Below are 20519 nucleotides of genomic sequence, written 5' to 3' on the forward strand. Positions count from 1 at the left end.
CCCGCCACCCCCGGAAGCCGACCGCGGCGAGCCGGGCAGGGACCGGCTCGCCACAAGCACCGCCGAACCAGTGATCCGCGTACCAGCGGATCGCTGTAGGCGGACGCGACCCGCTCCACCCGCCCCGCCATCTCCGGAAGCCGACCGCGGCGAGCCGGGCAGGGACCGGCTCGCCACAAGCACAGCCGAACCAGTGATCCGCGTACCAGCGGATCGCTGTAGGCGAACGCGACCCGCTCCACCCACCCAGCCACCCCCGAGAGCCGACCGCGGCGAGCCGGGCAGGGACCGGCTCGCTACTTGATCAGCCGCGACAGCAGCCGGTCGGCGAGGATCCTGCCGTCGGTCTGGCAGGTGGGGCAGTACTGGAGCGTGGAGTCGTGGAAGACCACCTGGCGGATCGTGTCGCCGCAGACGGGGCACGCCTCTCCTGTGCGGCCGTGGACGCGCATGCCGAGCTTCTTCTCGCGCTTGAGGTCGGCCGCGTGCAGGCCCTCGGCGCGGGCGAGCGCCTCCTCGAGGGTGTAGCGGAGGGCCGCGTAGAGGCGGTCCAGCTCGTCGGCGGTGAGCGCGGCGGGCTTGAAGGGCGACATGCGCGCCACGTGGAGGATCTCGTCGGAGTAGGCGTTGCCGATGCCGGCGATGCGGGACTGGTCGCGGAGGACGCCCTTCACCTGCGCCCTGCCCGCCGTGGCGAGGATCGCGCCGAGGATCTCCTCGGTGAACTCCGGGTCCAGCGGATCGGGACCCAGCCGGGCGACGCCCGGGACGTCGAGCGGATCGGCGACGATCGAGAGCGCGAGGCTCTTCTTGGTGCCGGCCTCCGTCACGTCGAACCCCGACCCGTCGTCGAGGACGAGCCGCGCGGCGAGCGGTCCCCGGCCGGGCTTCGCCGGCGCCGTCGGCCGCTCGGGCCGCCAGCGGACCCAGCCGGCGCGGGCGAGGTGCAGGAGGACGTGGGCCTCGCCGACTGCGATGTCGAGGAACTTGCCGTGCCGCGATACTCCGTGGACGGTCTCGCCGGACAGAGCCGACGGCGGGATGGCGACGGTCTTGAGCGCGGAGATCGCGAACACGTCGAGCCGCTCGAGGACGCGTCCGCCCAGGCGCGCGTCGAGATCGAGGGCGAGGGCCTGGACCTCGGGGAGTTCGGGCATGCGACCACCCTGGCCCGCGGGTCCCGCACCGTCCACCCCTGGCGGAGGGGACGGCAGCGGGTCAGTCGCCGAAGCGCGTCGCCGCGACCTTCCGCAGGAACAGCTCGTGGAACCGGTAGTCGCCGGTGATCTCGGGATGGAACGCCGTCCCGAGGAGGTTGCCCTGCTCGACCGCGACCACCCGCCCGTCGGCGACACTGGCGAGCGCGGTCGCCCGCTCGCCCAGCTCCTCCACGACCGGTGCGCGGATGAAGACCGCGTGCACCGGCGGATCGCCGATGGCCGGCACGTCGAGATCGGTCTCGAAGGAGTCGAGCTGGTTGCCGAACGCGTTCCTCCGGACCGACACGTCCAGGCCGCCGAAGCTGCTCTGGCCGTCGGTGCGGTCGAGGACCCGGTCGGCGAGCATGATCAGCCCGGCGCAGGTCCCGTAGACGGGCATCCCCGCACTGATCGCCTCGACGACCGGCTCCGCGAGGCCGAAGAGGCGCGACAGCTTGTCCATCACCGTGGACTCGCCGCCCGGGATGACCAGCCCCGCGACGGTGGCGAGCTCCTCCGGGCGTCGCACCAGCACCACCTCGGCGCCCAGCTCGCGCAGGACGTGCGCGTGCTCGCGGAAGTCGCCCTGCAGCGCGAGGACCCCGACGCGGAGCCCCTCGAGGGACTCCCGCGTCGATCCTGCGCCGGCGAGCGGCGCGTCGGCGCTACCAGCCACGCTCGGCGAGGCGGTGCGGCGCGGGCACGTCGGCCACGTTGATGCCGACCATCGCCTCGCCCAGGCCGCGCGAGGCCTCCGCGACGACCTTCGCGTCGTCGAAGAAGGTGGTCGCCTTCACGATCGCGGCCGCGCGCTTGGCGGGCTCGCCCGACTTGAAGACGCCGGAGCCGACGAACACGCCGTCGGCGCCCAGCTGCATCATCAGCGCCGCGTCGGCCGGGGTCGCGACCCCGCCGGCGGTGAAGAGGACGACGGGGAGCTTGCCGGTCCGGGCGATCTCTACGACCAGGTCGTAGGGGGCCTGCAGCTCCTTCGCGGCGACGTAGAGCTCGTCCTTGGTCATCGCCTTCAGGCGGTTGACCTCGCCGGAGATCGTGCGGATGTGCTTGGTCGCCTCGGAGACGTCGCCGGTGCCGGCCTCGCCCTTCGAGCGGATCATCGCTGCGCCCTCGGTGATGCGGCGCAGCGCCTCGCCCAGGTTGGTCGCTCCGCAGACGAAGGGGACGGTGAAGTTCCACTTGTCGATGTGGTTCACGTAGTCGGCGGGCGAGAGGACCTCGGACTCGTCGATGTAGTCGACGCCGAGCTCCTGCAGGATCTGCGCCTCGACGAAGTGGCCGATGCGCGCCTTCGCCATGACGGGGATCGACACGGCGGAGACGATGCCGTCGATCAGGTCGGGGTCGCTCATGCGTGCGACGCCGCCCTGCGAGCGGATGTCGGCGGGGACGCGCTCGAGCGCCATGACGGCGACCGCGCCGGCGTCCTCCGCGATGCGGGCCTGATCGGCGTCGACGACGTCCATGATGACGCCGCCCTTGAGCATCTCGGCGAGACCGCGCTTGACGCGGCTCGAGCCGAACTGCTCGGGAGCGGACGAGGACGGAGTGGTGGTGTCGGTCATGTTCGCGAGTCCTGTTCTGTGCGGCGACTTCCGCCGACGGCAGCTCCGAGTCTACGAGACGGCGCCCGCCGTCCGCGGCGCTGGACAGGGGGCCGGGCGGCGGTCTAGAGGCTCGGCCAGGCCGCCGCGAGGCTCGCCCGCACGTCGCCGAGCAGCTGCGGGAGCGCCTTCGTGCGGGCGATGATCGGGAAGAAGTTCGCGTCGGTCGCCCAGCGCGGAACCACGTGCTGGTGCAGGTGCGCGGCGATCCCCGCTCCCGCGACCGCGCCCTGGTTCATCCCGAGGTTGAAGCCGTCGTTGTTCGAGACCGAGCGGACGACGCGCATCGCCGTCTGCGTGAGCGCTCCGATCTCGGCCACTTCCTCGGGAGTGGCCTCGTCGTAGAGCGGGATGTGCCGGTACGGGCAGACCAGGAGGTGGCCGGAGTTGTACGGGAACAGGTTCAGCAGGACGTAGGCGTGCTCCCCGCGGGCGACGATGAGGGCCTCCTCGTCGCTCAGCGTCGGCGCCACGCAGAAGGGGCAGTCGTCGGCTCCGGGCTGCCCCTTCTGGATGTAGACCATCCGGTGCGGCGTCCACAGGCGCTGGAACTCGTCGGGAACCCCGGCGAGGTGCGCCGAGCCCTCCGCCCCCTCGGGCACGCAGCCGTCGCTCACGCTCAGACCTGCGCCTTCGAGGCGACGGCCTCGCGGATGCGCGCGACGGCGTCGGCGACCGGGATCCCGTTCTCCTGCGTGCCGTCGCGGAAGCGGAAGCTGACGGCTCCGGCGTCGCGGTCCTTCTCCCCCACGATCATCTGGAAGGGCACCTTCTGCAGCGTGGCGTTGCGGATCTTCTTCTGCATCCGGTCGCTGGAGTAGTCGATCTCGGCGCGGATGCCCGACCGCTTGAGCTCGCCGACGACCTCCTCGAGGTAGGGCAGGTACTCGTCGGCGATCGGGATGCCCACCACCTGGACCGGCGACAGCCAGACCGGGAACGCCCCGGCGTAGTGCTCGGTGAGGATCGCGAAGAAGCGCTCGATGGAGCCGAAGAGCGCGCGGTGGATCATCACGGGCCGCTTCTTCGAGCCGTCCGAGGCCGTGTACTCGAGCTCGAAGCGCTCGGGCTGGTTGAAGTCGAGCTGGATGGTCGACATCTGCCAGGTGCGGCCGATGGCGTCGCGCGCCTGCACCGAGATCTTCGGACCGTAGAACGCCGCTCCTCCCGGATCCGGCACCAGCTCGAGACCGGAGGCGACGGCGACCGCGCGCAGCGACTCGATCGCCTCCTCCCACTGCTCGGGCGCACCGACGAACTTCGGGTTGCCCTCCTCGTTCGTGGACAGCTCGAGGTAGAAGTCGTCGAGGCCGTAGTCGCGCAGCACCTGCAGCACGAACTCGAGGTTGCGGGTCAGCTCGGCCGACACGTCCTCCTGCGCGACGTAGATGTGGGCGTCGTCCTGGGTCAGGCCGCGCACGCGGGTGAGGCCCTGCAGGGTGCCGCTCTTCTCGTAGCGGTACACGGTGCCGAACTCAGCCAGGCGCAACGGGAGCTCGCGGTAGCTGCGGCCGCGCGAGCGGAAGATCAGGTTGTGGAACGGGCAGTTCATGGGCTTGAGGTAGTAGTCCTGGCCCTGGCGGGTGACGTTGCCGTCCTCGTCCTGCAGCTCGTCGAGGTGCATCGGGGGGAACATCCCCTCGGAGTACCACTGCAGGTGCCCGCTCGTGAGGAACAGGTCGCCCTTGGTGATGTGCGGCGTGTAGACGAGCTCGTAGTCGTGGGCGAGCAGCTGCTCGCGCATGTACTGCTCGATCTCGTAGCGGATGATCCCGCCCTTGGGGTGGAAGACCGCGAGGCCGGAGCCGATCTCGTCCGGGAAGGAGAACAGGTCGAGCTCGTGGCCGAGCTTGCGGTGGTCGCGGCGCGCCGCCTCCTCGAGGCGGGCCTGGTGCTCGCGCAGCTCGTCCTTCGTGGGCCACGCGGTGCCGTAGACGCGCTGCAGCTGCGGGTTCTTCTCCGAGCCGCGCCAGTAGGCGGCAGCGTTGCGGGTCAGGGCGTAGCCGTTGCCGATCATGCGGGTGTTGGGCAGATGCGGGCCGCGGCAGAGGTCCTTCCAGACCGTCTCGCCGGAACGCGGGTCGACGTTGTCGTAGATGGTGAGCTCGGCGCCGCCGACCTCGACGCTCTCGTCCTCGGCTCCCCCGCCCTTGATCCCGATCAGCTCGAGCTTGTAGGGCTCGCCGGCGAGCTCGGCGCGCGCCTCCTCCTCGGAGACGACGCGGCGCACGAACCGCTGGCCCTGGCGGACGATGCGGTCCATCGCCTTCTCGAGCGCCTTCATCGCCTCGGGCGTGAAGGGCTCCTCGACGTCGAAGTCGTAGTAGAAGCCGTCGGTGACGGGCGGGCCGATGCCCAGCTTCGCCTCCGGGTTGATCTGCTGCACCGCCTGCGCGAGCACGTGGGCCGCGGAGTGGCGGAGGATGTTCAGCCCGTCCGGCGAGGAGATGAGCACCGGCTCGATGCGGTCGCCCGGCACGACGTCGGCGGCGAGGTCCTTGAGCTCCCCGTTGACGCGGATCGCGACCACGGCCCGGTCGGTGAAGTGCGTGAATCCCGTGCCCGCCTCGGTGACGACCGAGTGGGACTCGTTCTCTGCGGGATTCGACGGTTCGTTCGACACGTGCGGGCACTCCTCGGGCTCGGTTGACCCCTCGACTGTAGTCGGCGGCGGCCTCTACCCGAGCGCGTCGAGCACGCGGACGCCGAGCGCGCGCAGAGCGGAGGCGAGCTCGTCCCGGTCGGCGCCGGGGAGCACGAGCGAGCTGCGCTCGAGCTGGTGCAGGAGGACCTCCTCCAGGCCGGGCGGCAGGGAGTCCACGGTGAGCGCCCCCTCGAGTGCGGCGAGCACGGCGACGACGGCCACCGCGTCGCGTGCCGCGAGTCTGCGTGCGCTGATCTCCATGCGTCTCCGTCCGTGTCGTCCGACCCCGTCACCCTGCCGACAGGACGTGCCCCGGAGAGGGGCGCGGGGGCGACCGGTGCGCAATCCGTCCAGGTGGCATCCTGGTCCGATGGGTGCCGGTCCTGCGCTGCAGCGCTTCACGCGCTCCGGGGCCGACCTGGAGGAGGCGCGGCGCTTCTACTCGGACGGCTACGGCGGGTCGGGATTCCGGACGGAACCGGTCGAGCGGCCCTTCTCCTTCCGCTACGACGTCTCCGGGAGCGAGGGCGTGAGCCTGCGGACGTCTGTGTTCCGGGGCTCCGTGTCCGGGGGGCTGCGTCCGGCGGGCGAGTACGTCGTCTCGTGGTTCCTCTCCGGCTCGAGCGTGGTGGACCCGGAGGGCGATCGGATCGTCCACCTGCCGGGGCGGCCGGTCGTGTTCCCCAGCGCGCGTCCGTTCGAGTTCGTCAGCCGCGACTTCCAGCAGCGGCTCGTGCACGTGGCCGCCGGCCTCCTCGAGCAGGTCGCGTCCGAGGCCGGCGACGGCGTGCCGCTGCCGCTCGTCTTCGACCACCGCTCGATCGCCTCCGCGTCGGCACTCCCGGGCTGGTGGCGGGCGGTCGACGACTTCGCGGGCGTCCTCCGGTCGGGCCGCGAGGCGACCGCGCTGCAGCTCGTGGCGGCCGAGCGCGGCGTCGCTCTGCACCTGCTCGCGACCTTCGCGCACCGGCCGGTCGTCGTTCCGGCGCAGGTGCTGCGGCCGGGGCTCGAGCACCTGCTGCGTGCCGCCGAGTTCCTGCACGCGTTCGCCGCGTCGCCCGTCACCGTGTCCGACATCGCGACAGCGGCGGGGCTCACTCCGCGGGCGCTGCAGGCCGCGTTCCGGAGGCACTTCGGCGACACTCCGCTCGGCTACCTGCGCGGCGTGCGTCTCGACCGGGCGCGCGTCGAGCTGCGCGAGGGCGCTCCGGGCGAGGAGACCGTGCGCGCCGTCTCCGCGCGCTGGGGCTTCCTCAACCAGGGCCGCTTCTCGGGGGCGTACCACCGCCGCTTCGGCGAGTACCCGGTGGAGACCCTGCGCCGCTGACGCTCAGGCGCCGGGAGCGAGATCGCGGGCGTAGCAGACCGAGTGCTCGGACCCGATGTAGGCGCCGAACGGCGGGATGGCGTGGTAGCCCTCCCGGAGGTAGAACCGCATCGCGTCGGGCTGGAGCGTCCCGGTCTCCAGCACCAGGCGCGTCGTGCCCAGAGCGGCCGCCCGCGCCTCGAGCGCGCGCAGGACGGCCGTGGCCGCTCCGGTGCCGCGGGCGGCGCGGTCGGCGAACATCCGCTTCACCTCGATCGCCCCCGGTCCGAGGACGTCGTCGTCGAGAGGCCGCAGTCCGCCGCAGGCCACCGCCGTGCCGCTCGCGTCGCGGGCGACGAGGAAGACGGGCACGTCGTCGGCCGAGGGCGGCGTGCCGGGCTCGTGGTCGTCGTTGCCGTAGCGCTCGTCGAGCTCGCACCGCTGCGCGTCGCGCAGACGCTCGGCGTCCGGGTGGGTCCACGCCACCTCGTCGATGGTCCAGCTCATGAGGGCTCCTCCCGGCCGCGCGGCGGGCACGGCCGAGGCCATTCTGCCGCGCCCGACCCCCTCCGGCCCGCCCGGTGGCAACCCCTTCCGCGCCGGGCCGCAGCGGGCGTCGACTGGAGGCCCACCGACGAAAGGACTCACCGTGCTCTCAGACTCCCCCATCGGCCCCGTTCTGCTCTCCCGCGACCTCGCCGCCTCCCGCGCCTTCTACGTCGGCTCCCTGGGACTGGAGGTCCTTGAGGAGAGCGAGTCGGCGATCGCCTACTCCTGCGGCGGCACGCGGCTCACCGTCACCTCCAGCACCACGGGCTCGAAGGACGAGCAGACCAAGGCCGCCTGGCGGGTGGCCGACCTGCGCGCCGAGCTGGACGCGCTGGCGGCTCGGGGCGTGGCTCCGGAGGACTACGACAGCGACGAGCTGCGCACCGAGAACGGCGTGGCCGACCGTGGCAGCGTCTGGGCGGCCTGGATCCTCGATCCCGACGGGAACGCGCTCGGCATCGAGCAGCCGAAGAGCTGATCGGCGCCGCTCTAGACTCGCCCCATGCCCGACGACTCCGCTCCGCTGCCCGCGCCCGGGTGGTACCCGCACCCGGCCGACCTCGGCTCGGAGCTCTACTGGGACGGCGCGGCGTGGACGGACCGGTCCCGTCCGTCCTCCTCGGCGCCCGCTCCCGCCTACGGCACGCCCCCGGGCGCTCCGGAGCAGGAGCTGTACGCCTATCCGTCCGCCCCGTCCTCCGCGGCGGGCCGCAACCCCATGGCGATCGCGAGCCTCGTGCTCGGCGTCCTGAGCCTGCTGATCAATCCGCTGCTGATCCCCTCGATCCTCGCCATCGTCTTCTCGGCGAAGGGCCGGGCGGCCGCACCGCTCGTCGGAGGCGGTCGCGGGCTCGCGACGGCCGGACTCGTCACCGGGATCCTCGGTCTGGTGTCGGGCGTCTTCACCATCGTCGGCAACCTCTCGGCCGGGGTCCCCGGCCTGACCGGCTGACCGGGGTGCCGCGGCCCTCGACGCCCCGATGACCGCGCGCCGGAGCGCTCCCTGGCTCCTCGTCGTGGCGGTCGCCCTGGTCGCGCTGGTCCTGCGCGGTCCGATCGTCGCCGTCGCGCCCATCATCGACGCGGTGCGCGAGGACCTCGCGCTGTCCGCGGGCCAGGCGGGGATCCTCACCAGCATCCCCGTGCTCTGCTTCGCCCTGGCGACTCCGCTCGCCCTCCTGGTGATCCGCCGCGCGGGACCCGACGCCGCCGTGACCGTCACGGTGATCGGCGTCGCGCTCGGCACGATCGTCCGATCGATCGGCGACGTGGGACCGGCCGTGGCGGGCACCGTCCTGATCGGCGTCTCCATCACGATCGGCAACGTCGTCCTCCCCGTCGTGATCCGGCGGGACGTCGCTCCCGAGCGCGTCGACCTCACGACGGGCGTCTACACCGCGGCCCTCAACATCGGCTCGACGATCACCTCGCTCGGCACCGCTCCGCTCGCTCTAGCCCTCGGCTGGCGCGGCGCCCTGCTCGTCTGGCTCGCCCTCAACGCCCTCGCTCTGGCCGGCTGGCTCGTGGCCGTGGGGCCTCGAGCGGCCCTGCGTCCGACTCCCCGCCCGTCCCGCGCCGACCGCGCACCGGCCGCACCGGCTCCGCGGATCTTCCGCAGCGCGACCGTGCTGGCGCTCGCGGTCTGCTTCTCAAGCCAGGCGTTCTCGTACTACGGAGTGACGGCGTGGCTCCCCTCGCTGCTCGTCGACCGCAACGGCTTCTCGATCGCGACCGCGGGCGCGAGCGCCTCGGTGTTCCAGCTCGCCGCGGTCGCCGGCGCCCTCGGCGTCCCGCTCCTGGTCCGGAGGCTCGGACCCCTGGGGAGCATCGTGCTCGTCGGCCTCCTCTGGTGCACGGTGCCGGCGGGGCTGCTGCTCGCGCCGCAGCTCTGGGCGCTCTGGTGCGTGCTGGGCGGCGCGGCCCAGGGCGGAGGATTCACGGTGGTCTTCGTGCTCGTCGTGCGGCTCTCCCGCTCCGACGCCCACGCGTCGCGGCTCTCGGCCACGGTGCAGGGGATCGGCTACGCCGTGGCCGCCACCGCCCCGACCGTCATCGGGTTCGCGCACGACGCGAGCGGCGGCTGGGAGGCTCCCCTGCTGACCGTCCTCGCCGCGACCTGCTCCTTCCTCCTCTTCGGCACCCTCGCCGCTGCGCGCCAGCGCCGAGCCTGACCCGCGACACGACCGGCCGCGCCGTCAAGGGGGCCGTCCGACGACTGTCGGCCCCGTAGCGTGTCCGCATGGCCGAGCAGAGCACGACCCGCGAGAAGACAGCGCCCGATCCCGACGATTCCCGGAAGCCCGACGACGTCACCGACATCACCAAGCGCTCCTGGTTCTACGTCCTCAAGAAGACGGCCCGCGAGTTCGGCGCTGACCAGTGCACCGACCTCGCCGCCGCGCTCACCTACTACGCCGTGCTCGCGCTCTTCCCCGCCCTGCTCGCGATCGTGTCGGTGCTGGGGCTCTTCGGCCAGGCGCAGGCCACCACTGATCTGGTGCTCGACCTGATCGGGAACCTCGCGTCGAGCGAGGTCGTCGACCTGCTGCGCGACCCGATCCAGGCGCTGACCAGCTCCTCCGCCGCGGGTCTCGCCTTCGTGACCGGTGTCGTCGGAGCGATCTGGTCCGCCTCCGGCTACGTCGGCGCCTTCGGCCGCGCGATGAACCGCGTCTACCAGATCGACGAGGGGCGCCCCTTCTGGAAGCTCCGCCCGACGATGCTCGGCGTGACCGTGGTGACGGTCGTCCTGATCGTGATCGCGGCGCTCATCCTCGTGCTCAGCGGACCGGTCGCGACCGCCGTCGGCGACGTCGTGGGCCTCGGCCCCGCCGCCCTCACCGTGTGGAACATCGCGAAATGGCCGGTGCTCGTGGTCATCGCGATCGTGATCGTCGCGACCCTGTACTACTGGGCGCCCAACATCCGCCAGCCGAAGTTCCGCTGGATCAGCATCGGATCGATCGTCGCCCTGGCGATCTGGCTGATCGCCTCGACCGGCTTCGCGTTCTACGTGGCCAACTTCTCCAACTACAACAAGACCTACGGCTCGCTCGGCGCGGTGATCGTCTTCCTCCTCTGGATCTGGATCACCAACATCGCCCTGCTCTTCGGCGCGGAGTTCGACGCCGAGCTCGAGCGCGGACGCGAGCTGCAGGCGGGCATCGAGGCGGAGGAGACCATCCAGCTCCCCCCGCGCGACACCGCCGCGAGCGACAAGAAGGCGGCCGTGCACGAGAAGGACGTCCGCGACGGGCGCTGGCTGCGGCTGGCGAGCGAGAACCGCAGCGACCAGGGCACGGCCCAGGACGACGAGGCCGCGAAGAAGAAGTGACTCAGGACTCGGACGACCAGAGCGCGCGGTAGTAGGCCGCGCGCTCGTCGTCCGGATCCGCTCCGTACTCCGCGAGGAGCAGCGGGGTGTGGCCGGGGCCGTAGTTCCAGCCGAGGCTGACCGCGGCGACCGCCAGATCCGCCCAGCGGTCGCCCACGCCCAGGTCGCCGACGTCGACCGTGCCGCTCCAGCGTCCGTCGTCGTCGACGAGCGTGTTCGGAGCGCACGCGTCGCCGTGCACCACGACGGGGTCCACGAGCTCCGGAGCCGCGCCGAGCGCCGACGGCCGGCGCGCGAACCAGGAGTCGCCGCGCAGCTCTTCGGGCACCGCGTCGACGGGGAGCGCGTGGACCGCCCGCAGGCCGGCCGCGATCGCGCGGACGGCCTCCTCCGGCCGGGCTGTCCACTCCGGGTCGACGGCGCTCCGCCCGGGCAGCGGTGCGGTGAGGAGCCACTGCCCCTCCTCGTCCTCGCCCGCCTCCAGGATCCGGGGCGCGACGATCCGCCCCTCCAGCCAGCGCAGACGCGCGATCTCGCGACGGAGGTCGACGCCCGTGGACCGGGGATTCCACTTCAGGTACCCGGCGTCCACGCGGAAGGTCAGCCCGTCGAGCTCGTTGCGCCAGACGAGCGCCGGATCGGTGCCGCCGTTCAGGCGCCTCGCCGGCGACGGGATCCGGACGCCGTCGAGCGAGAACTGCCGTGCGAGGTCCGGACCGCTCATGCCCCCAGGGTAGGCGCCCCGATCCTGAGAGGATCCGCATGCCGCGGACCGCGCCACCCGCCTCCTCCGAGCAGCGCGCCCTTACCCTGACGGGCGTGCCGGAGCAGCCGCCCGGCGCGATCCGGTGACGAGGGAGCCCCCGTGACGCAGAGCGACGACGACCGCGGGCCCGTGCAGCCCGACTTCTCGAAGGAGCAGGAGGGCTACCGTCCCGGGCTCAAGCCCCGGCAGCTGCAGATGATCGCCATCGGCGGCGCGATCGGCACCGGCCTCTTCCTCGGCGCGGGCGGCCGACTCGCCACCGCCGGTCCCTCGCTCGTCGTCGTGTACGCGGTCTGCGGCGTCTTCGCCTACCTGATCCTCCGCGCGCTCGGCGAGCTGGTCCTGCACCGGCCGAGCTCGGGCTCCTTCATCTCCTACGCCCGCGAGTTCCTGGGCGAGAAGGCCGCCTTCGTCGCCGGATGGATGTACTTCCTGAACTGGGCGATGACCGCGATCGCCGACGTCACCGCGGTGGCCCTGTACGTGAAGTACTGGTCGCTCTTCTCCTCCGTGCCCCAGTGGCTCCTCGCACTCATCGCCCTGGTCGTCGTGCTCTCGCTGAACCTCGTCTCGGTCAAGGTCTTCGGGGAGCTGGAGTTCTGGTTCGCGCTGATCAAGGTCACGGCGCTGGTGGTCTTCCTGGTGATCGGCGTCGTCGTGCTCGCCGCGGGCTGGCCGCTGCAGTCCGGCGGCGTCTCCGTGGACCCCGGGATCAGCCTCTGGAACGACAACGGCGGCATCCTGCCCGGCGGCCTGATCGCCAGCGTCCTGGTCGTCCAGGGCGTGGTGTTCGCCTACTCCGGAGTCGAGCTGGTCGGCACGGCGGCGGGCGAGACCGCGGAGCCGGCGAAGGTCATCCCGCGCGCCATCAACTCGGTCATCCTGCGCATCGCCGTCTTCTACGTCGGCTCGGTGCTGCTGCTGACACTGCTGCTGCCCTACACGGCCTACTCGAAGGGCGAGAGCCCGTTCGTCACGTTCTTCGGCTCGCTGGGCGACGGCTCCTCGGGCGAGATCGCCGGATCGATCATGAACTTCGTCGTGCTGACGGCCGCGCTCTCCAGCATCAACGCCGGGCTCTACTCGACCGGCCGCATCCTCCGCTCCATGGCGCTCAACGGCTCCGCCCCCGCCTTCACCGGCCGGATGAACAAGCAGGGCGTCCCCTACGGCGGCATCCTGCTCACGGCGAGCATCACCCTGATCGGGATCGTGCTGAACCTCTTCGTGCCGTCCGAGGCCTTCGAGATCGTCCTCAACGTCTCGGCGCTGGGCATCGTCACGGGCTGGGGCATGATCGTCCTCTGCCAGATGCAGCTGCAGCGCTGGGCGGCCCAGGGGCGCCTGGAGCGCCCGTCCTTCCGGATGCCCGGCTCCCCGGTGACCTCGTGGCTCACCCTGGCGTTCCTGGTGATCGTGGTGGTCCTCATCGCCGTCGACTTCCCGACCGGCACCTGGACCGTGGGGATCGTCGCGGTGGTCGGCGTGCCCGCCCTGATCGTGGGCTGGCACGTCGCGAAGCCGCGCATCCTGGCGATCGCGTCCGCCCGGGACGGCTTCACCGGCGCCCACCCCGTGATCGCCGCCCGTCCGGCCTCCGAGGCCAAGCGCGACGGGAACGAGCGGCGCCGCGAGTAGGGCGGGTCAGCGCCGGCGGAGGTAGCGCAGGAGCAGCGTGTCACCGGCGCTGAGCACGTGCGCCAGGTGCTGCGGGCGAGGTCCGGGGACGTCGCCGCGGGCGAGCCTCCCGGAGTCCCCCGCCTCGAGCGTCGGAGCGACGGTCAGGCAGAGCTCGTCGACGGCGTCCGCGGCGAGCAGGGTCCCGAGCAGCGACGGACCGCCCTCGCAGTGGATCCTGCCGAGCCCCCGCTCCGCGAGCTGCGCCCGCATCCGCGTCGCGTCGAGCTCTGCGTCGCCGCAGACGAGCACGTCGGCGACCTCGGCGAGCTCCGCGCGGCGGCGGGCCGGCGAGGAGCCGGTGGTCACGACGGTCGGGCGCACCGGCGCCTCGGTGAAGATCCGCGAGGCGGGATCGAGGTCGAGCGACCCCGAGACGATCGCGAAGACGGGCTGCGGGGCGAGCCCGGTGCCGAGCCGGGCCCGCACGGACTCGTCGCTCAGCACCATCGGGCCGTAGCCCTCGGTCCGCACCGTGCCGGCCGCGACGAGCACGACGTCGGCGAGCCGGCGGAGCAGGTCGAACACGCGCAGGTCCGCCGCGCCCCCGAGATCGCCCGAGACGCCGTCGCGGGTGACCGCTCCGTCGACGCTCGCGACGAAGTTGACCCGGAGCCACTGCTCGCCGGCCCCGTCCGCGTAGAGGGCCAGCAGAGCCTGGTCGGACAGGTCCTGCCCGGCCGGCGACAGACCGTCGATGCGGGCGCTCACGCCGCCGGCTCCACGTTGTGGCGGAGGAAGGCGGGCGCCCGCCAGCCCAGCACCGCCTCCGTCATCCGCACGGCGTCCACCGCCTGGCGCACGTCGTGCATGCGCACGATCCGCGCACCGTTCAGGATGCAGATCACCGCGGCGGCGAGGGAGCCCTCGAGGCGCTCCCCCTGCGGCCGGTCCAGCGCCTCGCCGATGAAGTCCTTGTTGGAGACCGCGGCGAGCACCGGGAAGCCGAGCGCGGCCACCTCGCCCAGCCGGCGGGTGAGCTCGAGCGTGTGCAGGGTGTTCTTGTTCAGGTCGTGACCCGGATCGACGATGATCCTCCCGGCAGGCACTCCGCCCGAGAGCGCGCGATCGACGCGGCTCCGCAGGTGGTCGACCACCGTCGCCACGACGTCGTCGTACTCGGGTCTCTCCGGCTCGCTGCGGGGAGCGCCCACGCTGTGGGTGATGACGAGCTGAGCGGAGGAGGAGGCGACGACCTCGAGCATCCGGGGGTCGTGCAACCCGCTCGTGTCGTTGATGACGGAGGCGCCCGCGGCGATGCTCGCGCGCGCGACCTCGGCGCTCGTCGTGTCCACCGAGACGACCACGTCGCTCCGCTCCGCGATGCCCGCCACGACGGGGACGACCCGGTCGAGCTCCTCCTCGAGCGTGACAGCGGGGCCGCGGCCGAACGGCACTCCGCCGATGTCGACCCAGTCGGCGCCGAGCTCCGCGGCGCGCACGGCGGCCGCGATGGCGCTGTCCAGGGCGAAGGTGGAGCCCTTGTCGTAGAAGGAGTCGGGTGTGCGGTTCACGACCGCCATCACGGCCACCTGCCGCTCGAAGTCGAACTCTCGTCCGCCGATGTGCCGCGTGGTCATGGGCGCGTCCCTCCCGCTCGGAGCGCCGGGAGAAGGCCGGCGCCGCTCACCCTAGACGAGCGGAGTCGGCGGAGGCTGGAGCGGGCCGCCCTCGAGCAGCGCCTGGAAGAGGACGTGGTCCTGCCACTCCCCGGCGATCCGCAGATAGCGACGCGCGACGCCGATCCGCTCGAAGCCGTTGCGCTGCAGCACGGTCTGCGATCCGACGTTGTGGAGGAGGGTCCCGGCCTGCACGCGGTGCAGCCCCAGATCCTCTCGCGCGGTGCGCAGGACGGCTCCGACCGCGCGGGTCATCACGCCGCGGCCCTGCAGACCGCTGTCGAGCCAGTAGCCGAGATCGCCGCTGTCGAAGGCGCCGCGGACGATGTTCGCGAGAGTCAGCCGACCGACGATCACGCCGCCCGCGTCGAGGACGAGCGGGAGGACGCTGCCGGCCCGGTGCGCGGCGAGCGCGTCGGCGACGGCGTCGGTCTGGCCCCCCGCCTCGAAGAAGCGGGTCGAGCGCGTCGGCTCCCAGGGCGCGAGGTGCCGGCGGTTGCGCCGGTACGCGGCGGCGAGGGCAGGTCCGTCGTCCCGCGAGACGAGCCGCAGGAGGGTGCCCTGGTCGTCGACGGGGATCGGGGCGGGCATCCTGCGAGGGTAGCGCCGGAGCCGGGAACGACAGAACCCCCGGCCAGGGGCCGGGGGTTCTCATGGTGGGCGATACTGGGATCGAACCAGTGACCTCTTCCGTGTCAGGGAAGCGCGCTACCGCTGCGCCAATCGCCCGTTGCTCCGTGCGGAGCGCCTCGTTCGGTGAACGATCGAGGTGGATACGGGATTCGAACCCGTGTATACGGCTTTGCAGGCCGCTGCCTCGCCTCTCGGCCAATCCACCGTGTACGGGATTCGGTGTCGGCGGCCCGAGGGCCGACCAGGTGGGAGGCACCCGAGGGTGCCGTCCCGATGACGCCGGTCCGAGGACCGGTGTTCGAGCGGATGACGAGATTCGAACTCGCGACCCTCACCTTGGCAAGGTGATGCGCTACCGCTGCGCCACATCCGCATGTAGGTCGTACTGGTGTTGCCGTTTTGCGTGTCGTGCTGTCTTGCTGTCTGTCCGGCGCTTTCGCTGCCCGGCTCGACCTAGAAGAATGTATACGACAGCGGCGCCGGAATCCAAATCGAGCGGACGCCGATCCCGCCGCTCGGAGTCCGATCCGCGTCTTTCCGCGCGAAACCGGCTCGTCGCCGTCCGTTCACCCGGGCGTGGCGGGCGTCGGCGGTGCATCCGGGCCCCGCGGATCCGCTACGATCGTCTCTCGGGTCGTCCAGCACGTCCCCCTGGGCGATTGGCGCAGTTGGTAGCGCGCTTCCTTCACACGGAAGAGGTCATCGGTTCGAGTCCGGTATCGCCCACCCTCACCCCCGGTCCGTGCTTACGCACTCGGCCGGGGGTTCTCTCGTGCCGCCGCGGTCGTCCTCCGGCCTCGCAGCGCCCAGTCGAAGGAGCCGACCCGCGATGATGGGCCGCTCGCACGCCGTCTCCGGTGCGCTCGCCTGGGCCGTCGCCGCCTCCGTGCCCGTCGTCGCCGGGCCCCTCGGCCTCGCGGGTCTCCCGCTCGACCTCCGACTGGTCGGCCTCGGAGTCGCCGCCGGCTGGGCCCTGGTGCCCGACGCGGACCACGCGAGCGCGACCGTCTCCCGCTCGGCGCCGGGTGCCTCCCTGCTCACCGCGACCGCGGGCCGGATCAGCGGAGGGCACCGGCACGGGATGCACTCGCTGCTCGCGGTCGCCGTCGTCTGGTACCTGGTGCCGGTGCTCACGGCGCTGCGCTTCCCGGTGCCGATCGTCGGCCCCGTCGCCGTGGCCGCCGTGCTCACGCTGCCCGCCCTCGCGTTCGCCGCGAAGGCCGTCCGGGCCGCCCCCTCCTGGCGCATCGCCTGGGCCGGGGCGACGGTCGTCACGGTCCTGCTCGTCGCGCTCGCCGACGGCACCTGGGCGTGGCTCCGGGTCGCCGCGACGCTGGGCTACCTCGTGCACGTGGCCGGCGACGCCCTCACGACCGGCGGGATCAACTGGCTGTGGCCGCTGCGCGTGCGCCTGCCGCGGCGCCTGCGCCGGACACCGCTGCGCCACGTCTGGACCACCGGAGGCTACGCCGCGCTGCCCGTCCTGGGCTCCGCCGGGTCCTGGCGCGAGACGGTCCTCTACTGGCTCATGTCCGCGGCGACGATCGTGCTCACCGCCTCGATGATCACGGCCGAGCTGCTGTAGCCCGGGGCGCCCTCCTCAGAAGACCTTCCCCGGGTTCATGATCCCCAGCGGGTCGAACACGGCCTTGATCCCGCGCTGGAGCGCCAGCGAGTCCTCGCCCAGCTCCTCCGCCAGCCAGCGCCGCTTGAGCAGTCCCACGCCGTGCTCGCCCGTGAGCGTGCCGCCGAGGGCCAGGGCCGTGCGGAAGAGCTCCGCGGCGGCGTCCCAGACGTCCTCCCCCACGGGTCCGTCCCCCGCGGGCAGCACGAAGTTCGGGTGGAGGTTCCCGTCCCCCGCGTGGGCGACGGTGGGGATGCTGAGCCCCGTCCGCTCCTCGATGCCGCGGATCGCTGCGAACATCGGCGGTAGCGCGGAGCGGGGCACGCAGACGTCCTCGATCAGCACGCGGCCCTCCGCCTCGAGCGCCGGGTGGAAGGCCCGGCGGACGGCCAGCAGAGCCTCACCCTCGGCCGGGTCCTCGGTCGCCTCGGCGGCGCCCCCGGAGGCGGTCACGATCTCGAGGACGCGCTGCGACTCCTCCGCCGCTCCTCCGCCGTCCGTCTGGACGAGGAGGTAGGCGGCACCGCGGTCCAGGCTCGCTCCGGTGTAGCGCGAGATCGCGGCGAGCGCCGCCTCGTCCATCAGCTCCATCACCGCGGGACGGAGCCGCGCGGCGGTGATCGCGGCGGAGGCGGCGGCCGCGGCGACGACGCTCGGGAAGTACGCGCCGACCGTGACCACGCGCCCGGTCGGGATCGGGCGGAGCTTCACGGTGGCCTCCACGATGACGCCCAGCGTCCCCTCGGAGCCGGTCAGGAGCGCGGTGAGGTCGTACCCGGTGACTCCCTTCACGCTGCGGCGGCCGGTGCGGAGCAGTCGTCCGTCGGGGAGGACGACCGTCAACCCGAGCACCGCTTCCCGGGTCACGCCGTACTTGGCGCACAGCAGCCCCCCGGCGTTCGTCGCGATGTTGCCGCCGATGCTCGAGATCGCGCGGCTCGCGGGGTCGGGCGAGAAGACGAGGCCGTGCGGAGCGACGGCGTCCGACAGCGCCTGATTGATGACCCCGGGCTCGACGACCGCCAGCTCGTCCTCGAGCGACACCTCGAGGATGCGGTCCATCGCGGCGGTCGAGAGGACGAGCGCTCCCTCGCTCGCCACTCCCCCGGCAGCGAGGCCCGTTCCCGCTCCGCGCGGCACGACCGGGAGCCGGTGCTCCGTCGCTATGCGCAGCGCCGCCTGCACGTCCTCGACCGAGCGGGCAGCGACGAGCGCGAGCGCGCGACCCGGTGCGGAGAAGCCCGACTTGTCGGTGTGCACGGCCTCGAACCCGGGGCCCTCGGTCAGGACCGCGTCGCCGAGCGCGTCGCGCAGCTGTCGGAGGATCTCGTGGTCGTGCATGGTTCACTCCGTGCGGTCGCGGGCGGGTCCTGCCGATCCTTCCACGGGCGCGGGGCAGGATGGCGGGATGACCAGAGAGACGCGATGGCCGCGGTGACGAGCGCGGGGATCCTGCTGCACCGCGAGGGCCCCTCCGGCACCGAGGTGTTCCTCGGGCGGATGGGCGGCCCCTTCTGGACCCGGCGCCCCCGCGCGTGGACGATCCCGAAGGGCGTGCACACGGGCGACGAGACGCCGCTGGACGCCGCGCGCCGAGAATTCGAGGAGGAGACCGGCGCTCCTCCGCCCGTCGGGGAGCTGACCCTCCTCGGCGCGTTCCGGCAGAGCGCGGCCAAGACCGTCACCGTCTTCGCCGGGCGCGGACTCGCGGACACCGCCTTCGTCGCGAGCAACACCTTCGAGCTGGAGTGGCCGCGGGGCTCCGGCGTGCTGCGCAGCTTCCCCGAGCTGGAGGACGCCCGGTGGCACCCGCTCGGCGAGGCCCGCTCGCTGGTGGTGGCCGGGCAGGTCGCCGCCCTCGACGCGCTGGCCGAGCTGCTGGCGGATCCGGACGGCGAGGACCGGGCCGGCACCGCCCCCTAGTCGGCGGTCGCGTAGACCCGCAGGCCCAGCGGCACGATCCGCACCACGGCCTCGTCGAATCCGTCGCGGGAGCCGTCGAAGCGCTCGGTCTCGCCGTCGTGCGCCCACTCGGGGTCGTCCCCCGCGGGCCGGCGCGCGCCGACGGTGATCTCCGGCGTCGAGAACGACTCCACCACCGGTGCCCGCCAGCCGGGCACACGGCCGACCACCGGGGTCGCCGTACGGCCGAGCAGGAGCGAGAACGCTCCCCGGGTGCGCGGAGTCCGTCCTGAGTGCAGGATGCGCACGTCGAGGTGGCCGTCGTCGAGCCGACGCCGGGCGAGCGGGGCGGCCGTGCGCGGGTGCTCCTGGTTCACCCCGACGAAGTACGACCAGACGAGCTGCGTGCGCCCGTCGCGCCGGAGCTCGAACGGATCGGTGCGCCGCACGACCGAGAGGGCCGCGATCACGGCGGCGAGCGGCTTCCCGATCCGCTTCTCGCGCTTCTCGCGGGCCGCGACGAACTCCGGGTAGACGCCGATCGAGACCGTGTTGAGCACCGTGACCGGGTCTCCCCCGTCCGCGACGACCTCGGCCACGTCGACGTCGCGGCGCTCGCCGATCGTCGCCGCGTCGAGCGCGTCCTGGACGGTGAGCAGCCCCAGCGCCTTCGCGAAGTGGTTCATGGTCCCGCCCGGCAGCACGAGCAGCGTCATCCCCTCGGCGCGGGCGAGAGCGGCACCGACCGACATGGTCCCGTCCCCGCCGTAGATCCCGAGCACCCGGGGCGGAGAGTCCCCCGAGCGCGCCTCGCGCACCACGTCGGCGAGGTCCTCCCCCTCGGTCAGCCGGTGCACGCGCGCCTTCGGGAACCGGGCTCGGACCAGCGGCTCGGGATCGGGGCGGTGCGAGTCCCGGCCCGCGCCGGGGTTGAGGACCACGAGGAGGGCGGCGCCGTCCCCCAGCGGGCTGCGGTCGACGGGGGGCCGGGTCGCGCGCTCCGAGACGGGCACGTGGCGCGGCTCGGCCGGCAGGACGGCTCGGCCGACGACCGCGACCGCCGCGCCGAGCGCCGCGCCGCCGAGGACGTCCGAGAGCCAGTGGACGCCGACGTGCAGGCGGGAGAAGGCCACGGCGGCGGCGAGCGGGGCGACCGCCGCCCCCACTCGGGGCGACTCGAGCGCGACCCCGGCGGCGAAGGCGGCGGCGCTCGCCGCGTGCCCCGAGGGGAAGGACGCCGACGTCGGCACCGTCGCCAGGCGCCGGCCGACCGGGACGTCGACGAGGAGCGGCCGGTCGCCGCCGAACACGCGCTTGCCGACCAGGTTCGCGAGCGCGCTGGCCGCGGCGAGCGAGGCGGTCCCCCGCAGAGCCTCGCGGGGACGGCCCGCCAGGAGCAGCAGAACGCCGATGCCGGCCCAGAGGACTCCGTGGTCCGCGGCCCGGGAGAGCCCCACGAGCACCCCGTCGACGACGGGCGACGGGCGACGGGCGTTCAGCCGCCGGGCCGCACGAGCGTCCGCCCGGCGCACGACGCGCGGGACGGTGACGAGCCGGCGGAGCAGGACGGACGGGGGTCGGGTTCCGCGGAGGGCCATGCGCTCAGCGTAGGAGGAGGCGCCTCCGCGGTCCCTGGACCGGTCG

The 20519-nt window shown here is 73.0% G+C and carries 21 protein-coding genes and 4 tRNA genes; 9 read left to right on the forward strand and 16 right to left on the reverse strand.

Annotated features, from left to right (window positions below; all coding sequences use genetic code 11):
- Nucleotides 1-296: 296 nt before the first annotated feature.
- From C5B95_RS15250 to C5B95_RS15275, 6 genes are all read right to left on the reverse strand, one after another.
- The gene (locus tag C5B95_RS15250) at nt 297-1157 is read right to left on the reverse strand and encodes an Fpg/Nei family DNA glycosylase (protein WP_104267372.1); all 861 of its coding nucleotides are present in this window, start codon (nt 1155-1157) and stop codon (nt 297-299) included.
- A gap of 61 nt (nt 1158-1218) precedes the next feature.
- Nucleotides 1219-1791, reverse strand: a complete 573-nt coding sequence (gene pdxT, locus C5B95_RS15255) for a pyridoxal 5'-phosphate synthase glutaminase subunit PdxT (RefSeq protein WP_374954262.1) — start codon at nt 1789-1791, stop codon at nt 1219-1221.
- A 73-nt stretch (nt 1792-1864) separates the two neighbouring features.
- A complete protein-coding gene (gene pdxS / locus C5B95_RS15260) occupies nt 1865-2782 on the reverse strand; it encodes a pyridoxal 5'-phosphate synthase lyase subunit PdxS (RefSeq protein WP_104224629.1) in 918 nt (305 codons plus the stop codon).
- 104 nt (nt 2783-2886) lie between these two features.
- Nucleotides 2887-3438 carry an HIT domain-containing protein gene (locus tag C5B95_RS15265; RefSeq protein WP_244230646.1) on the reverse strand — a complete coding sequence of 184 codons (552 nt, stop codon included), beginning with the start codon at nt 3436-3438 and terminating at the stop codon, nt 2887-2889.
- Nucleotides 3439-3440: 2 nt separating this feature from the next.
- Nucleotides 3441-5351 (reverse strand): threonine--tRNA ligase, encoded by a 1911-nt coding sequence (gene thrS, locus C5B95_RS15270; RefSeq protein ID WP_244230674.1) that lies wholly within the window; start codon nt 5349-5351, stop codon nt 3441-3443.
- Nucleotides 5352-5498: 147 nt separating this feature from the next.
- Nucleotides 5499-5726: a hypothetical protein gene (locus tag C5B95_RS15275; RefSeq protein ID WP_104349561.1), complete on the reverse strand. Its 228-nt coding sequence runs from the start codon at nt 5724-5726 to the stop codon at nt 5499-5501.
- Nucleotides 5727-5835: 109 nt separating this feature from the next.
- On the opposite strand from C5B95_RS15275, the gene C5B95_RS17635 reads away from it, so the two are divergent.
- Nucleotides 5836-6792, forward strand: a complete 957-nt coding sequence (locus C5B95_RS17635) for an AraC family transcriptional regulator (RefSeq protein WP_219813859.1) — start codon at nt 5836-5838, stop codon at nt 6790-6792.
- A 3-nt stretch (nt 6793-6795) separates the two neighbouring features.
- Here C5B95_RS17635 and C5B95_RS15285 read toward each other — a convergent pair whose 3' ends face one another.
- Nucleotides 6796-7278 (reverse strand): GNAT family N-acetyltransferase, encoded by a 483-nt coding sequence (locus C5B95_RS15285; RefSeq protein WP_104225442.1) that lies wholly within the window; start codon nt 7276-7278, stop codon nt 6796-6798.
- A gap of 142 nt (nt 7279-7420) precedes the next feature.
- Between C5B95_RS15285 and C5B95_RS15290 the strand changes: the two genes are divergently transcribed.
- From C5B95_RS15290 to C5B95_RS15305, 4 genes are all read left to right on the forward strand, one after another.
- On the forward strand, nt 7421-7798 hold the full coding sequence (locus tag C5B95_RS15290; RefSeq protein WP_104349562.1) for a VOC family protein: 378 nt from the start codon (nt 7421-7423) through the stop codon (nt 7796-7798).
- Nucleotides 7799-7822: 24 nt separating this feature from the next.
- Nucleotides 7823-8272 carry a DUF2510 domain-containing protein gene (locus C5B95_RS15295; protein ID WP_104224633.1) on the forward strand — a complete coding sequence of 150 codons (450 nt, stop codon included), beginning with the start codon at nt 7823-7825 and terminating at the stop codon, nt 8270-8272.
- 28 nt (nt 8273-8300) lie between these two features.
- Complete coding sequence (locus tag C5B95_RS15300; protein ID WP_104349563.1) at nt 8301-9491, forward strand: CynX/NimT family MFS transporter; 1191 nt, start codon at nt 8301-8303, stop codon at nt 9489-9491.
- A gap of 68 nt (nt 9492-9559) precedes the next feature.
- Nucleotides 9560-10654, forward strand: a complete 1095-nt coding sequence (locus tag C5B95_RS15305; protein WP_104224635.1) for a YihY/virulence factor BrkB family protein — start codon at nt 9560-9562, stop codon at nt 10652-10654.
- A gap of 1 nt (nt 10655) precedes the next feature.
- Here C5B95_RS15305 and C5B95_RS15310 read toward each other — a convergent pair whose 3' ends face one another.
- Complete coding sequence (locus tag C5B95_RS15310; protein WP_104225346.1) at nt 10656-11378, reverse strand: aminoglycoside 3'-phosphotransferase; 723 nt, start codon at nt 11376-11378, stop codon at nt 10656-10658.
- 141 nt (nt 11379-11519) lie between these two features.
- On the opposite strand from C5B95_RS15310, the gene C5B95_RS15315 reads away from it, so the two are divergent.
- On the forward strand, nt 11520-13058 hold the full coding sequence (locus C5B95_RS15315; protein WP_258060039.1) for an amino acid permease: 1539 nt from the start codon (nt 11520-11522) through the stop codon (nt 13056-13058).
- Nucleotides 13059-13064: 6 nt separating this feature from the next.
- On the opposite strand, the gene C5B95_RS15320 is transcribed toward C5B95_RS15315, so the two are convergent.
- From C5B95_RS15320 to C5B95_RS15345, 6 genes are all read right to left on the reverse strand, one after another.
- The gene (locus tag C5B95_RS15320) at nt 13065-13808 is read right to left on the reverse strand and encodes a pyrimidine reductase family protein (RefSeq protein WP_104256167.1); all 744 of its coding nucleotides are present in this window, start codon (nt 13806-13808) and stop codon (nt 13065-13067) included.
- Complete coding sequence (gene folP / locus C5B95_RS15325) at nt 13805-14677, reverse strand: dihydropteroate synthase (protein WP_104349564.1); 873 nt, start codon at nt 14675-14677, stop codon at nt 13805-13807. The genes C5B95_RS15320 and folP overlap by 4 nt, the downstream gene beginning before the upstream one ends.
- 51 nt (nt 14678-14728) lie before the next feature.
- Nucleotides 14729-15307 carry a GNAT family N-acetyltransferase gene (locus C5B95_RS15330; protein WP_104225349.1) on the reverse strand — a complete coding sequence of 193 codons (579 nt, stop codon included), beginning with the start codon at nt 15305-15307 and terminating at the stop codon, nt 14729-14731.
- 63 nt (nt 15308-15370) lie between these two features.
- Nucleotides 15371-15445, reverse strand: a tRNA-Val gene (locus tag C5B95_RS15335).
- 38 nt (nt 15446-15483) lie between these two features.
- Nucleotides 15484-15554, reverse strand: a tRNA-Cys gene (locus tag C5B95_RS15340).
- Nucleotides 15555-15650: 96 nt separating this feature from the next.
- A tRNA-Gly gene (locus tag C5B95_RS15345) sits at nt 15651-15722 on the reverse strand.
- Nucleotides 15723-16002: 280 nt separating this feature from the next.
- On the opposite strand from C5B95_RS15345, the gene C5B95_RS15350 reads away from it, so the two are divergent.
- Both C5B95_RS15350 and C5B95_RS15355 read left to right on the forward strand, forming a co-directional pair.
- A tRNA-Val gene (locus tag C5B95_RS15350) sits at nt 16003-16075 on the forward strand.
- A 103-nt stretch (nt 16076-16178) separates the two neighbouring features.
- Nucleotides 16179-16934, forward strand: coding sequence for a metal-dependent hydrolase (locus C5B95_RS15355; RefSeq protein WP_104349565.1), 756 nt, complete (start codon nt 16179-16181; stop codon nt 16932-16934).
- Nucleotides 16935-16949: 15 nt separating this feature from the next.
- Here C5B95_RS15355 and C5B95_RS15360 read toward each other — a convergent pair whose 3' ends face one another.
- Entirely contained in the window at nt 16950-18314 is a 1365-nt protein-coding gene (locus C5B95_RS15360; protein ID WP_104349566.1) for an FAD-binding oxidoreductase, read from the reverse strand.
- 84 nt (nt 18315-18398) lie between these two features.
- On the opposite strand from C5B95_RS15360, the gene C5B95_RS15365 reads away from it, so the two are divergent.
- Nucleotides 18399-18896, forward strand: coding sequence for an NUDIX domain-containing protein (locus C5B95_RS15365; RefSeq protein WP_104337152.1), 498 nt, complete (start codon nt 18399-18401; stop codon nt 18894-18896).
- On the opposite strand, the gene C5B95_RS15370 is transcribed toward C5B95_RS15365, so the two are convergent.
- The gene (locus C5B95_RS15370) at nt 18893-20473 is read right to left on the reverse strand and encodes a bifunctional phosphatase PAP2/diacylglycerol kinase family protein (protein ID WP_104349567.1); all 1581 of its coding nucleotides are present in this window, start codon (nt 20471-20473) and stop codon (nt 18893-18895) included. The two genes, C5B95_RS15365 and C5B95_RS15370, sit on opposite strands and share 4 nt — an antisense overlap.
- Between the last annotated feature and the right edge of the window lie 46 nt (nt 20474-20519).

Origin of the sequence: Rathayibacter sp. AY1A7 (genome assembly GCF_002930845.1) — a bacterium.
In the GTDB taxonomy this organism is placed as follows: Bacteria; Actinomycetota; Actinomycetes; order Actinomycetales; family Microbacteriaceae; genus Rathayibacter.